Genomic DNA, 13,866 nt, shown 5'->3' with positions numbered 1-13,866 from the left:
ATTGGCTAGTTGGGGAACGCCGCTGCCGCTTTGAGGCGGTCATACGTCAGTGCGCGCGCGTCAATCGCGCATTCACGGCCGTCAGCACTTCTTCGAGCGTCTCCTCCATCACCTTCGACAGTTCGTCGAGCTGCGCAGCCGGCGGCGCGCCGTGCGGGGTGATCTTCAGCGTATAGAAAGGCATCGCATGCTCGAAGCGGCGCAGAATCAGATTGGAGTCGAGGAAGTCGTAGGCCGACACCGGATGCAGCAAACCGATGCCCAAGCCCTCCTTGACCATCGTCGCGATGTTGACCGAGTAGGGCGCGGTCGCCACCACCTGCGATTGCAACTGCCCGGTCGCGAACACCTGATCCATGCCCCAGCGCACGAGGTCGGGCAGATCGTACGAGACGATCGGCTGATTCTGCAGATCGGCCACCCTGATGACCTTGCGCTTGCCAAGCGGATGACCGGCGGGCAACGCGCAGATCGCATCGAGCTGCGCGAACGCGGTCGAATCCGTGCCGGTCACGTCGACCGTATTCGTGACCAGACCGAGCGCAAGTTGACGCGACACCACCTGATCGCGAATCAGCGCCGACGCCCCGGTCGTCAACGCGATCTGCACGGCCGGATGCCGGCGATGGAAGTTCGCCACGACGCGCGCGAAGTAGCCGAGCCCGAATGACACGACCGAGCCCACGCGAATCACCGCGGTCGACGGATTGCGCAAGCTCAGCGCGAATTCGCGGATGTTGTTCAGACCGGCATAGCGCCGCTCGACTTCCTCGAACAATGCCAACGCTTCGACGGTCGGTTCGAGCCGTCCACGGCTGCGATCGAACAGCGTCAGGTTGATCGAGCGCTCCAGGTCGGTAATCAGCCGGCTGATGCCCGACTGCGAAGTGCCGATGACCTGCGCGGCGCGGGTCGTCGTGCGTGTGAGCATCAGCGCCCTGAATGCGTCGATGTGCCGAAAGTCCATCCGTTCTCTCCGGATTGCAAGGGTCGCCAGCGCCGCGCGCGGCTAACCCCACTCGGACGGGAGCGCTGCGCGCGTCACGCCGGCAGATCGAAGGCATGAATTTTACCGCCCTTCATCACGACCGGAATGCGCTCGCCCTGCCCCAGCAGACAGTCGAGCGACGCAAGCGGATTGCCGTCGACGACGAGCATGTCGGCGTGCGCGCCTGCCGTGATCTGCCCGAGCTGTCCGGCCTGGCCGAGCACCTGCGCACCGACCACGGTCGCGCTGCGCAGAATCTCGATGGGCGACAGCACCTGGCGGCGCAAGCGGAATTCATCGCTTTGCAGGCGCTGCGATGCGCCGAGCAGATCGCTGCCGAAGCCCATCGGCACGCCGGCCGCGCGGAAGATTTCGAGCGAACGCAGGGCCGCCTCGCGCACGGTCTCGATCTTCGCGACGCTGTCCGCGGGCAGCCCGAGTGCTTCGCCTTCGTTCGCGAGCGCGTCGTAGGTGACGAGTGTCGGCACCGCGAACGCGCCCGCTTCGGCCATCACACGCGCGGCCGCTTCGTCGACGAGATTGCCGTGCTCGATCGTACGGACTCCGCAGCGTACCGCGCGCGTGATCGCTTCGGCCGTGTACGCATGCGCGAGCACATAGGTGCCACGTGCCCGCGCCTCGTGGACGATCGCTCTGATCTCCTCCTCCGAATAACCCCAGGCGCCGACCGGATCGGTGGGCGAGGCGACGCCGCCCGAGGCCATGATCTTGATCTGGTCGGCGCCCATCTGCAGCTCTTCGCGCACCGCGCGACGCACCGCATCGACGCCGTCGGCGACACGCGAGACGGCACCGACTCGCGCGCAGCACGAGCATGGGCTATCGGTGCCGATGTAGTCGCTGCGGCCACGCATGTCGCCGTGGCCGCCGGTCTGGCTGATCGCGCGGCCCGATACGAAGAGCCGCGGACCCACGGCCAGCCCCTCTTCGAGGGCCTGTTTGAGCGCGAAGCCCGCGCCGCCCGCGTCGCGCACCGTCGTGAAGCCGCGTCTGAGCATGCCTTGCAGCAGCGGCAACGACTTCAATGTGACCAGCACGTTCGGCAGATTCACCTGGGCCGCGAGATTGAGCTGCGTCGCGTGCACGTGCACGTGCAGATCGATCAGGCCGGGCATCAGCGTCTTGCCGCGCACATCGATTTCGCGCGCGGACGCACTGCGGATCGGCCGATCCGAGACCTCCTTGATGCGTCCGTTTTCGACCAGCACCGCGTGGTCTTCACGCAACTCGCCGGCCACCGGATCCAGCAGCGCGCAGTGCGAGAACAGAATCGACTCCATCATGTCTCCTCCCGGTTCAAGGGCCGGGTGTTCTCCAACGTTCAAGGGTATCGTGAGATGCGCGACTCACTCGATGGTCGCATGCGCGAGCGTGCGCGGCGTCCTGGTCAGCAGCTCGGGGGTCGGGCCGGTCACGACCGAGTCGTCGAGCCGGAAGCCGCCGAGACCGTACACATAGATGCCGGGCTCCGCCGAATAGACCTCGTTGTCGAGCAGCGGGCGGTGGTTGAACGCCATGTCGTCCGGATACTCGTGACCGATGATGCCCATGCCGTGCCCCGTGCGATGCCGGATGTACTTCGCGCAACCGGCCTGTTCGATCACCGCTTGCGCGGCCGCGTCGATTCCTGAAACCGGCTGGCCGGTGATCGCCGCCGCAACGGCCGCCTCGTTGGCCGCGCGCGCGACCTCATGAAAACGCGCCTGCTCGGTGCTGGGCTTGCCGCAGAACCAGGTGCGCTCGTTCTCGATCACGAGACCGTTCAAACGCGGAATGACGATGTTCACGAGACCATCGCCGGCCTTGATCTGTGCGCCGCACGAGGCGCCGTCGCCATGAGGTGACGCCGACGCGGGCCCGGACAAGGTCCAGCAGCGCATCACTTCGAGGTTCTCGCCAGGAAAGCGGCGCGCGCCCTCGGTCACCATCAGCGTAGCCATCTGGTAGTCGAGTTCCTGGACGAGCCGCCCGGGCCGGATGTTCTCGCGATAGCGGTCCTGCACCCAATCGGCGAGGCTCGCGGCCGCCCGCATGATCGCGATCTCTTCCGCGTGCTTGACCCAGCGCAACGAGCGCAGTTCGGCGAGCATCGGCAGGAACTTCGCATCGGGCAACAGCGACGCCGCACGGCCAAGCGGACCGCTGCTTGCCTCGACGCCGATTCGCGAGGCGCCAAGCCCGGCGGCACGCACCCGCGCGGCGATCAGCTCGGGAACTTCGGCGAGCAGCGGCTGACGCTCGACCACACGCGGATGCTCGGAGTAGTACGAGATGTCGTCGAGCCACAGATGCCCGCGTTCGCGCGCCATCATCGCGTGATGCGTCGACAGCTCGTTCATGATCGCAAACGGCTCGCCCGACAGCGGCACACAGACCGCGATCGGCCGCTCCCAGGTCTGCACGTCGACATGGAAATTGGTCGCCCACTGGAAAAAGTCGGCGGACGTGAATATCAGCGCATCGACCCGCTGACGTTCCATCAGCGTTTGCATCAGGCGCAGGCGATAAGCGCGAGTCTGTTCAGTGAGGATCGGCATCGGTGATTCCTTCAGATAGCGATTTGAAGAGAGGCGCATCCCACCGATCAGCCCGCGGCGCGCCCTGCCAGTTCAGGTCATCATCGTCTTCGCGTAGCGGCGCTGGATGATCCAGTTCGATAACAGCGCAAGCGCAAAGGTGACGGCCATCGATACGAGTGACAGCACGGCCCCGAAAGGCCAGTTGTTCGCCTTGGCGATCTGGTCGTAGATCGCCGGCGTCATCATGGTGATGCCGGTGCCGCCGAGCAGAACCGGTGTCGCGTACGCATTCATGCACAGAATGAACACGAGCATCGTGCCGGCGGCGACGCCAGGCGCCGCGATCGGCAGCACGACGCGCGCGAGCGTCTGAGCGAAGCTCGCGCCGAGATTGCGTGCGGCTTCCTCGATCGAGAAATCGAGGCCTTCGAGCACGCTCTGCAAAGTCAGGATCATGTAGGGCAGCACCACGGCAGTGGTGCCCGCCATCACCGCGAACGGCGTATAGAGCAACCGCACCGGCTGGTCGACCACGCCGAGCGCGATCAGCATCGCATTGACGAAGCCCGCGTTGCCGAGCATGACCATCCATCCGGCCGCGCGCACCACGTTACCGACCAGCAGCGGAAACACCAGCAGCATCACCAGCTGGCTTTTGAAGCGGCTCTGCGTTTTAGCCAGTACATACGCGACTGGAAAGCCGAGCACGAGCGAGAGCGCGGTGCACAGCGCGGCCACCTTGATCGTGGTCCACAGCACCGCGTGATAGTACGGATCGGTCAGAAACTGGACGTAGTTCTCGAGCGTCAACGCGGCCTGCATCATCTGGACCGAGTCGAAATGATTGAAGCTGTAGCGCACCAGTTGCACGCCCGGCAGCACGATCACGAATATCACGACCAGCATGGCGGGCGAAGCGAGCAGGCCTGCAGCGAACTCTCGGCGTCGCGGCGCGGCGTTCATTGCACTCGTCGTCATGGTTCAAAGCCCCGGCTTGAATTCCTTGTTCCAGAAGTCGAGCAGCGCCGGCTTTTCCGCGGTGAAACGCGCGTAGTCGACTTTGACGAGGCGATCGAGTTCGGCATTCGTGAAGCCGACGCTCTGTTGCAGCGTCGGCGGCAAGGATGCACCTGTGACGGTCGGCGCATAGCCCATCGTTTCGGCGAAGCCCATCTGCGCGCGCGGATCGAGCATCGCGTTCAGATAGTTGAAACCGCATGCACGCGATGGTGCATTCTTCGGCACGGCCGCCTCGAACGTGACCGGCACGCCGCCTTCCTTCGGAAACGCGTAGTCGACCGGCACGCCGCCCTTCTTCCACTGCAACGCGCGGGCTTTCCACATGCAGGTGAGCCAGATCTCGCCGCTTTTCAGTGCCGCCGCGACGGCTTCGTTCGACGGATACACCTTCGGCTGCTGTTTGCGCACCTCGCGCAGAAACTGGATGCCGGCCGCCGTGTCGCCATTGTGTTGGCCCGCCGCGAGCGATGACTGCAGCACGTTGAAGTTGTACAGAATGTCGGAAAAGCCCACCCGTCCCTTCAGTTTCGGATCGAGCGCGACCGCCAGCGAGTCGGGCTTGGCCTGAAACTTCTCCGGGTTGTAGACGATCACCATCGCACTGAAGATGTGCGGAATCGAATACGGACGACGCAGCGCTTCGATGGTGCGTGCCGAGTTCGGCACTAGCTTCGTGTCGAGCGGTTCGAGCACGCCTGAACGGTTGACGTCGAACATGTCGATGTCGGCGAGACAGGCGACATCGAGCGAACCGTGACGCGACATTTTTTCCGCGCGCAGCTTCGTCATGCGACCAATCTGGTCCGCCGAGTCGTAAGTGACTCGTCCGCCAGCCACCTCGATGATCGGCTTGCCGATGTTCTTGTCGAGCAGGTTCAGATAATCGCCGCCCCATGTGCCGACGACGACGTCGGGGCAAGCGTCGGCCGCGAGCGCCGCGCGCGGATCGAATCCGAGCGACGGAGCGACGAGCAGACCGGAAGCAGCTTTGAGAAAGGTGCGGCGCGTGATGGGATTGCTCATGTTTTTAAGGTCCTTCAGGCGGGAAAAAGCAGGCAGTCTTCGGTTCTGAAACAGGCGTGCAGCGTGTCGCCCGGCGACCAGCCGCCCGCGCCCGCATGCGCCGTGTTCGGCAGGAGCGCGACGAGGCTCTGGCCGCGCTCGCTCGTGAGGCGCAATTCGACGGTCGCGCCGAGATAGATCCGGTTGGCGAGTCTGACCCGAATCGACACTTCGCCGTGCTCGGGCGCGGCGGCAAGACGCAGGCGCTCGGGACGGATGCCGAGCGTCCTCGCACCCGGCGCGGCGGCATTGACTTTGATCTGTTCGCCATTCGCCGTGATGAACTGGCCGTTGTCGACGTGGCCCGCGAGGAAATTCATGCGGCCCAGAAAACTCGCGACGAACGGATTCGCGGGCCGCTCGTACAGGTCGTCCGCGCTGCCGATCTGCTGCACCCGTCCGTCGTGCATGACGGCCACCCGGTCTGCCATGGCGAGCGCTTCTTCCTGATCGTGCGTGACGAAGATCGTCGTGAGACCGAGTCGTTGCTGGAGTGCGCGAATCTCTTCGCGAACTTCGACGCGCAACTTCGCGTCGAGGTTCGACAACGGCTCGTCGAGCAGAAACACGTCCGGACGAATCGCGAGCGCGCGCGCAACCGCGACGCGTTGCTGCTGCCCGCCGGATAGCTGCCGCGGATAGCGTTCGGCGAGCGACGTCAGCCGCACCATGTCGAGGGCCTCGCTGATGCGCGTGTCACGCTCCGCTTTGGGGACGCGCCGCATTTCCAGACCGAACGCGACGTTCTGCGCAACGGTCATGTGCGGAAACAGCGCGTAGCGTTGAAACACCATGCCGGTATTGCGCTTGTCGGGCGCAAGCCGCGAGACCTCGGTGTTGCCGATCCAGATTTCGCCGTCACTTGGCTCGACGAAACCCGCGACCATGCGCAGCGTCGTCGTCTTGCCGCAGCCACTCGGTCCTAGAAACGCGACCAGTTCGCCCTCGGCGATATCGAACGACACGTCGGCGACCGCGGTCGTCGCACCGTACTGCTTGCGCAGATTGCGCAGGGATACCTGAGCCATGATCAGATCACCTTGCCGAGCTTCACGAAACGATCGGTGATCAGCATCACGATGCCAAGCAGCACGATCTGCGCGGCCGATACCGCCGCAATGGTTGGGTCGAGATTGAATTCGAGGTACTGCATGATCGCAATGGGCAAGGTCGTCTTGCCGGGGCCGACGAGCGGCAAGGTCATCTCGAGGTTTTCGAACGAGACGATGAAGCCGAACAGCGTGGAGGCGACGATCGCCGGCCGCAGCATCGGCAACGTGACGCGCCACAGCGTGCGCAACGGGCCGGCGCCGAGATTGCGCGCGGCTTCCTCGACGGTGGTGTCGATCTGACCGAGGCTCGCGGTGACGAGCCGGATCGTCCACGGGATCGTCAGGCAGATATGCGCGAGCAGCAGGCCACCGAACGTGCCGACGATGTCGGTGTCGAGTGCATTCTCGGCGCGCAGATAGAACAGATAAGTGGCAATGCCGGCAACGATACCCGGCACGACCAATGGAAGCAGCAGCGTGTTGCTGACGAGGCGCCGCCCTGGCAACCGGTAGCGCGCCAGCGCGAGCGATGCCGCAACACCGAGCACCACGCCGCCGATGGCCGCGCCGGCGGCGAGCTTCAGCGACAGCACGAAGCCGTTCGCGAACGCCTCATTACGCCATGCGTTGACGTACCACGACAGCGTGTAGCCGGACGGCGGGAACGTAATGATTGCGTCCTTGAAGAAGCTCAGCCAGATCACGAAGATCAGCGGGCTCAACATGAACAGGTAGACGAGCGCCACGCCCGCCGTGACGAGCCATTTCGCCAGGGACAGACGTGGGCGGGCTAAGGCGTGCGCAAAAACGATGCTGCTATCGTCGATCGGAACCTGCGTCACCGCGCTTTCTCCTGGTCGGGATCACACGTTGGAATGTGTTCAATGGCGCCGCGGCCTCAGCCTTCCTTGGCGCCTGCGCTGCACTCGCTTGCAATGCAAATTTGCATAGCGTTGCGAAATTCGATTCACGATAGCATGAACAAAAAAAGGCGCAAAGCGGTGGGAGCTCGAGGGAGGGTCGGGGTTTACGCGGGTTGTTGGCAGACCAGGAACAAGACGAAGGAGTAGCCGCGGTGCGGCAGTCGCTGGCAATGCTGACGTGAGGGAGGTGATTGGGCGGCCTTCGACGCACGTGTGCGCTCGTCGACGCGCAGTGGCATCGGGTGCAGGGCTCTGCGCACATCGAGGCCTCTCCGGCCCTCAATTTGCCGATTGACTCCGCGGAAAGACGCGCGTAAAACGGATGCATACCATCCAGCCAGATGTTTTGTGGATGGCCGATGGATGAAAACGGAGCTCCAATGCCCAAACTTAGCCTCGTCGACAGTTCGCGCCCAAAGGGCGGCGACACCGAAAAAATCACCATCAACCTGGGTCCCATCGACCTCGGGCAGATCGACCTGCTGGTCGAAGAAGGCTTTTACTCAAACCGTACCGACATGATTCGCACGGCGATCCGCAATCAGCTTTCGGTGCACGCGCAGGTGGTCACCGAAACGGTGACGCGGCGAGCGATGGTGCTCGGCTTGCAGCACTTCTCGCGGCAAGACCTGGAGGCCGCCCAAGCCGCACATGAACAACTCGACATTCACGTCCTCGGCCTCGCCAGCATCGCCGCCGATGTGCCCGCTGAACTCGCCGCAGCAACGATTGCATCGGTCGTGGTGCTCGGCGCTTTTCACGCGTCGCCGGCGGTGAAGGCGGCGCTCGCCGGGCGCATCAGATAGCGCTCCGTTCCAGTCGTCAAACGACGCAACCGGCGGCTTCAGTCGCTCGCCCCTGCCGCCGGGCAACCCAACGCCAACCAACGCCAACCATCATGAAAATGAACGAAGATTTTCTGCAGTCGATGAAAGACGCCTTCCATCTGCTGCGCACGAAGGGTCCCGCCGAAGCAACCGCCGTGGTCCAGCGCGCGCTCAACGGGGCCGACGCACAAGCGGGCCACGCGCGCACGCCGCCGATACCGCACACCCCGCCCACGGCGAGCAATTGGACAAAAGCATGGTCCGATCTTCAAGCCGAAGCTGACGTACGAACGCAAACTCATGCGCAAGCGAAGCCGCACACCCCTGCCCCGCGTGCGTTCGACGCCGCGACTCCCGGGGCCTTCAGCACGCACACCTTCAGCAACCGTGCGGGCCAGCGTCAATACAAGCTATATGTGCCGGCGGTCTACAACAACGAGCCGTTGCCGCTGATCGTGATGTTGCACGGCTGCACCCAGAACGCCGATGACTTCGCGGCCGGCACACGCATGAACGAAATGGCCGAGCGTCACGGCTTTATCGTCGTGTATCCGAACCAGGCGCAAGCGGCCAATCATTCGAAGTGCTGGAACTGGTTCAAGCCGGGCGATCAGCAGCGCGGCCTTGGAGAACCTTCGATGATCGAGGGCATCACGCGCGAGGTGATGACGCACTATCGCGTCGATGCCCGGCGAGTCTATGTGGCCGGACTGTCGGCGGGGGGCGCGATGGCGGATGTCATGCTGAACACGTCGCCCGATCTGTACGCGGCCGCTTGCGTGCATTCGGGCCTTGCCCACGGCTGCGCGAAGGACCTGCCCTCGGCCCTCGCCGCGATGAAGGGCGGCAAGCCGCGGCGCAAGCCCGCGCGCGGCGCGCCGCGACGTCCGCTGATCGTGTTCCATGGCGATGCGGATGCGACGGTCCATCCGTCGAACGCGACCGATCTCGTCGCATCCTTCGATGCCGGCAGTACCACCGTCGATGCCCCGGCCACGGCGGCCCGGGCGTCGGAACAAGGACGCGGCGCTACGTTGCAACGGCGCGTGGCGGCCAACGGTATCGAAGCGGAGTACTGGCTGATCCACGGCGCGGGGCACGCGTGGGCCGGCGGCAGTCAGCGCGGCTCGTATACCGACCCGACGGGACCCGATGCGAGCGCGGAAATGCTGCGATTCTTTCTCGCTCATCCGTTGGTGGACTGAGCGGTGGTGGGTCAACAAGCAAGGTGCGCAACGCGACCTGCTCCGCTGACAACGATCAAGCGACCATCAAGCAACCATCAAGCCGCCGGCGCAGCACCTCGCGGCAACGCCGCTTCGATGAAAACCGCGCACAACGCCTCGATCCCTTTCGCGTCTTGCGCGTCGAAGCGCGCGAGGACCGGGCTGTCGACGTCCCATACGCCGATCAGCGTGCCGTCCGGGGCAACGAGCGGTACGACGATTTCCGATTGCGATGCCGAATCGCACGCGATATGACCGGGAAACGCGTTCACGTCGTGCACGACCTGCGTGAGCCGCGTCTGCGCGGCCGTCCCGCAGACGCCCTTGCCTAGCGGAATGCGCACGCATGCAGGCTTGCCCTGGAACGGTCCGACGACAAGTTCGCGGCCGTCGTAAAAATAGAACCCGGCCCAGTTGAGCTCGCTCAGCGAATGAAACAATAAAGCGGAAAAATTGGCGGCGTTCGCGATCCAGTCGGGTTCGCCCGCGAGCAGCGAGCGCGCCTGGGCGACGAGTTCTTCGTATTGCGCGGGTTTGGACAAATGCGAGGCAGGGGCGACTTCGAACATGACGGCGTCCGTGGTGAGAGCGGCAGGAGAAACAGCAACGCGTGCAGTTTAAAGCAAGCGCACGCTGAGTCGAGGCCGCACGGTGCTGTGCTGTGCTGTGCTGGGCGGTGCTGTGCCGTAGGCCAGCGCGGGCATGGCATCTCGAGTCCTGTCGCGCCATGCCGCTTTCTGCACCTCGCACAGCAAAGATCAACGCGGCTCAAGCCAGCCGACCCGACCGTACCTCTTCAATCATCCACGCCGATAATGACACTCGACGCCTTGAAGATCGCCATTGCCGCTTTGCCACTCGCGAGGCCGAGGCGATCGACGCTCTCATTCGTGATGATCGCCGCGATCTGCGCGCTGCCCGCGCTGACGATCACTTCCGAATTCACCGCGCCCTTCGTCACGGCCGACACGGTACCGGCGATGCAGTTGCGCGCCGACACCTGGCTTGTCGCGACATCGACCATCAGGATCACCGACGACGCCTTGATCAGCGCGAACGCCTTCCGGCCGGCAACAAGACCGAGCGACGCCGCGCTGCCGTGCGTGATGACCGCGATGATCGTGAGGCCTTGCTCGGTACGCAGCGTGACTTCGTCGTTCACTGCGCCGTCTTTGACTTCCGTCACTTCGCCGGCGAATTGATTGCGCGCGCTGGTTTGCATGGGCTACTCCTGGCTGACTGTGCCGTCCCGCATTAACGCTGGGGTCTCGGACGAGTGTAACGAAACACGCGGCCGCTGCAATCGGGCCTGCTTGCCGCGCGCGATGCACGATCTCAATCCACATGAGAACACATATTCTGCGCATAGGCATGCACAGCGCGGCGCGCGAACGACTCCGCAGAACGCGTCGCAGGACTTCGGGACGCCGTATCATCATGCCCTTGGACCCACTCTGCCGAACGCTATGTCTGTTGCCGTCCTGTCCCGCCGCCTTGCCGATTCACGCCTGGGCGCTTGCCGAGCCGCCGCGCTGTGCAGCGTCGCTGCAATCCTCGCCGCCTGCAGCAGCCCCCCGCCCGCTCCCGATGCGCATAGGCAGGCGCACGCGTTCATCGACACCATCGCGTTATTCCCCCTCGAACACTACGACCAGAACGTCGATCACTGGCTTCTACCCGGCAGCCCCGCCTACGATCAGCCGTTCCTCAGTCCGGGCGAGCAGCGGGCTCAGTTCGACCTGCTCTTCGCGCGCTACTTCGGCACCGGCGCAAATGCGCCGTCGCCGTGGAATTCCACCTACGTGACGCAACGCGTTTATCGAGAGCAAGGCGCGGACATCGCCGCGCTGCAGCAGCGCCGCATCGACCGGTTCGACAACACGGGCAAGCAAGGCGCCGCGCTCGGCTACGGTGAGAATTTCCGCCCGCACGACAAGGCATGGATCGACGCGGTCGAGCGCAACATGAACGTCGAGCAGTTCACGCAGACGCCAGTTTATCGGCCGCAAGCCCGCGCGATCGCCACCGGCAACCTGATGGTGCGTGAACTGCCGACGACCGATCCATCGTTCTACGACCATCGTCTGGCGGGCGAAGGCTATCCGTTCGATAACCTGCAAATCTCCGCCGTGCGCCCGGGCACGCCGCTGTATGTGCTCGGCAGCAGCGTCGACGGCGCGTGGCATTACGTGCAGACGCCCGACGTCCAGGGCTGGGTGCGCAGCGACGGCGTCGCGCTGGCCGACGGCCGCTTCGTCGACGCATGGCGCGCGGCTGCCGGCGAATCGCTGGGGGCAGTGACGGTCGCGTCCGCGCCGGTGCGCGACAGCAGTGGCGCGTTCCGCTTCGGCGCGCCGGCCGGCACGATGCTGCCGCTGGTGCCTGCGTCGCCAGCCGTCGCACCGCAGCCGTCCATCGCCGCGGCAAACGCTGCGCGGCACGTGGCAGCGGCCGCCGTCCCGGACCAGCCAAGCGCCGTGGACGACACCTCCGCGCGGCGCACGGTCCTCGTTCCTGCCCGCGATCCGGACGGCCGCGCGGTGATCCGCACCGCGACGCTGAGCGACACGCAAATCGCGACGATGCCGCTCGCCGCAACGCCGCGCCATCTGGCGATGCTGATGAAAGCGCTGATCGGCCGCCCCTATGGCTGGGGTAACAGCGGGCTCTACAACGACTGCTCGTCGGAGTTGCAAAGCCTGTTCGCAGTGTTCGGCGTGTGGCTGCCGCGTCATTCGTCGACGCAGATGAGCGCCGGGCGCATGATCGACCTGTCCACGTCCACGCCGGCGCAGCGGCTCGACTATCTCGCGCGGCACGGGGAACCGCTGCGCACGCTGGTCTACATCGGCGGCCATGTGATGCTGTACATCGGCAACACGACCCGCGACGGCGTCACGGTCCCGGTCGTCTATCAGGACGTGTGGGGCCTGCGACCCGCCGACAACGGGCGGCGCGCGGTCATCGGCGGCTCGGTGATCCTGCCGCTGTTCGCGCACATTCCCGAGGACCCGTCGCTGCAATCGCTGGCAGCTACCCGGACTTTCCAGATAAGCATTCTCGGCGCGCCGGGCGGCGTCCCGGCAGCGCCTGCCGCCGTGCCACCCGACGAGGACAACCCGGCGGGTTGAAGCAGGCCGGTGCGCGGGTGGACCGCTGCGGCTGTCGCCTGGAGCGCGGCCCGACCGCATTTCCGGCCCGCATCGTGCACGTTGCAGTTGGCGCTCGGAATCCTGCCGGGCGCTCCGCACTCGGCGCTTGACGTTTCCGCTCGGGTTTCGGCGTTTGGCGTTTGGCGTTTGGCGTTTGGCGTTTGGCGTTTGGCGTTTGGCGTTTGGCGTTTGGCGTTTGGCGTTTGGCGTTTGGCGTTTGGCGTTCGGCGTTCGGCGTTCGGCGTTTGGCGTTTGGCGTTCGGCGTTCGGCGTTCGGCGTTCGGCGTTCGGCGTTCGGCGTTCGGCGTTCGGCACACTCCACTCCCCACTCCGCGGTCCGCAATGCGTTTCGCGCTTCCGCGCGTCAGAACATCTGCCAACTCGCACTCCGCTTCCAGCCACCCACGCTGCGAGTGCACACGCCCCCACCGCACCCGGCATTTCGAGCACTCCCACAACGCCCCAAAAAATATTTTTCCCGGAGTGTCGATCCAGCGGTCACGGACTCGTCGTAATGTTGAAAACCTGGCTCACGCAGCCGGTCTTTCATCTCACCGACCCGTTACTTCAAGGAGACACAGTCATGCCCAGCGACGCCGTCAAACCGATCCCCGAGGGGATGCACTCGCTCACGCCTTATCTGATTTGCGCCAACGCCGCCGATGCCATCGCCTTCTACACGAAAGCCTTCAACGCCGTCGAGCAGGTCCGCCTGCCGGGGCCGGACGGCAAGGTGATGCACGCCTGCCTGAAGATCGGCGATTCGATGCTGATGCTGACCGACGAATGGCCCGAACATCAGACGTTCGGTCCGAACACGCTAAAGGGCACCCCCGTCATGATTCACCACTATGTACCCGACGTGGACGCCAGTTTCAAACAGGCCGTCGATGCTGGCGCGACCGTGCTGCTGCCCGTCTCCGACATGTTCTGGGGCGATCGCTACGGCCAGCTGAAAGACCCGTTCGGTCATCGTTGGTCGCTCGCCACACACAAGCGCGACCTGAGCGCCGAGGAAATCCAGCAGGCGATGGCCACGATGAAGTGCGACGGGTAGCCCGCGCTGCGAGCCTTTG

13 protein-coding genes are annotated in these 13,866 nt (G+C 64.8%); 4 read left to right on the top strand and 9 right to left on the bottom strand.

From position 1 onward, the window contains the following. Positions 1–46 precede the first annotated feature (46 nt). The 7 genes from ABQJ48_RS29425 to ABQJ48_RS29395 all read right to left on the bottom strand — a co-directional run bounded on the left by ABQJ48_RS29425 (position 47) and on the right by ABQJ48_RS29395 (position 7,504). Positions 47–967, bottom strand: a complete 921-nt coding sequence (locus ABQJ48_RS29425) for a LysR substrate-binding domain-containing protein (protein ID WP_367841473.1) — start codon at positions 965–967, stop codon at positions 47–49. Positions 968–1,041: 74 nt separating this feature from the next. Next, on the bottom strand, positions 1,042–2,289 hold the full coding sequence (locus ABQJ48_RS29420; RefSeq protein ID WP_367841495.1) for a metal-dependent hydrolase family protein: 1,248 nt from the start codon (positions 2,287–2,289) through the stop codon (positions 1,042–1,044). 66 nt (positions 2,290–2,355) lie between these two features. After that, positions 2,356–3,546, bottom strand: coding sequence for a M24 family metallopeptidase (locus tag ABQJ48_RS29415; RefSeq protein ID WP_367841472.1), 1,191 nt, complete (start codon positions 3,544–3,546; stop codon positions 2,356–2,358). A gap of 72 nt (positions 3,547–3,618) precedes the next feature. Next, positions 3,619–4,506 (bottom strand): ABC transporter permease, encoded by an 888-nt coding sequence (locus ABQJ48_RS29410; RefSeq protein ID WP_367841471.1) that lies wholly within the window; start codon positions 4,504–4,506, stop codon positions 3,619–3,621. Positions 4,507–4,509: 3 nt separating this feature from the next. Further along, the gene (locus ABQJ48_RS29405; RefSeq protein WP_367841470.1) at positions 4,510–5,571 is read right to left on the bottom strand and encodes an extracellular solute-binding protein; all 1,062 of its coding nucleotides are present in this window, start codon (positions 5,569–5,571) and stop codon (positions 4,510–4,512) included. A gap of 14 nt (positions 5,572–5,585) precedes the next feature. After that, entirely contained in the window at positions 5,586–6,638 is a 1,053-nt protein-coding gene (locus tag ABQJ48_RS29400) for an ABC transporter ATP-binding protein (protein WP_367841469.1), read from the bottom strand. 2 nt (positions 6,639–6,640) lie between these two features. After that, on the bottom strand, positions 6,641–7,504 hold the full coding sequence (locus ABQJ48_RS29395; RefSeq protein WP_367841468.1) for an ABC transporter permease: 864 nt from the start codon (positions 7,502–7,504) through the stop codon (positions 6,641–6,643). A gap of 461 nt (positions 7,505–7,965) precedes the next feature. On the opposite strand from ABQJ48_RS29395, the gene ABQJ48_RS29390 reads away from it, so the two are divergent. After that, complete coding sequence (locus tag ABQJ48_RS29390; RefSeq protein WP_367841467.1) at positions 7,966–8,391, top strand: CopG family transcriptional regulator; 426 nt, start codon at positions 7,966–7,968, stop codon at positions 8,389–8,391. 92 nt (positions 8,392–8,483) lie between these two features. After that, complete coding sequence (locus ABQJ48_RS29385; protein ID WP_367841466.1) at positions 8,484–9,617, top strand: extracellular catalytic domain type 1 short-chain-length polyhydroxyalkanoate depolymerase; 1,134 nt, start codon at positions 8,484–8,486, stop codon at positions 9,615–9,617. Positions 9,618–9,694: 77 nt separating this feature from the next. Here ABQJ48_RS29385 and ABQJ48_RS29380 read toward each other — a convergent pair whose 3' ends face one another. Further along, a complete protein-coding gene (locus tag ABQJ48_RS29380) occupies positions 9,695–10,207 on the bottom strand; it encodes a GAF domain-containing protein (RefSeq protein ID WP_367841465.1) in 513 nt (170 codons plus the stop codon). A 227-nt stretch (positions 10,208–10,434) separates the two neighbouring features. Continuing rightward, positions 10,435–10,860, bottom strand: a complete 426-nt coding sequence (locus ABQJ48_RS29375; RefSeq protein ID WP_367841464.1) for a TOBE domain-containing protein — start codon at positions 10,858–10,860, stop codon at positions 10,435–10,437. A gap of 244 nt (positions 10,861–11,104) precedes the next feature. Between ABQJ48_RS29375 and ABQJ48_RS29370 the strand changes: the two genes are divergently transcribed. Next, entirely contained in the window at positions 11,105–12,769 is a 1,665-nt protein-coding gene (locus ABQJ48_RS29370) for an SH3 domain-containing C40 family peptidase (protein WP_367841463.1), read from the top strand. 604 nt (positions 12,770–13,373) lie between these two features. After that, positions 13,374–13,847, top strand: coding sequence for a VOC family protein (locus tag ABQJ48_RS29365; RefSeq protein ID WP_367841462.1), 474 nt, complete (start codon positions 13,374–13,376; stop codon positions 13,845–13,847). Positions 13,848–13,866 lie beyond the last annotated feature (19 nt).

Origin of the sequence: Paraburkholderia suaedae, assembly GCF_040812055.1 — a bacterium.
GTDB lineage: Bacteria > Pseudomonadota > Gammaproteobacteria > Burkholderiales > Burkholderiaceae > Paraburkholderia.
The sequence above is the reverse complement of the archived record's forward strand: the minus strand, read 5'-3'. Positions and strand labels throughout refer to the sequence as shown.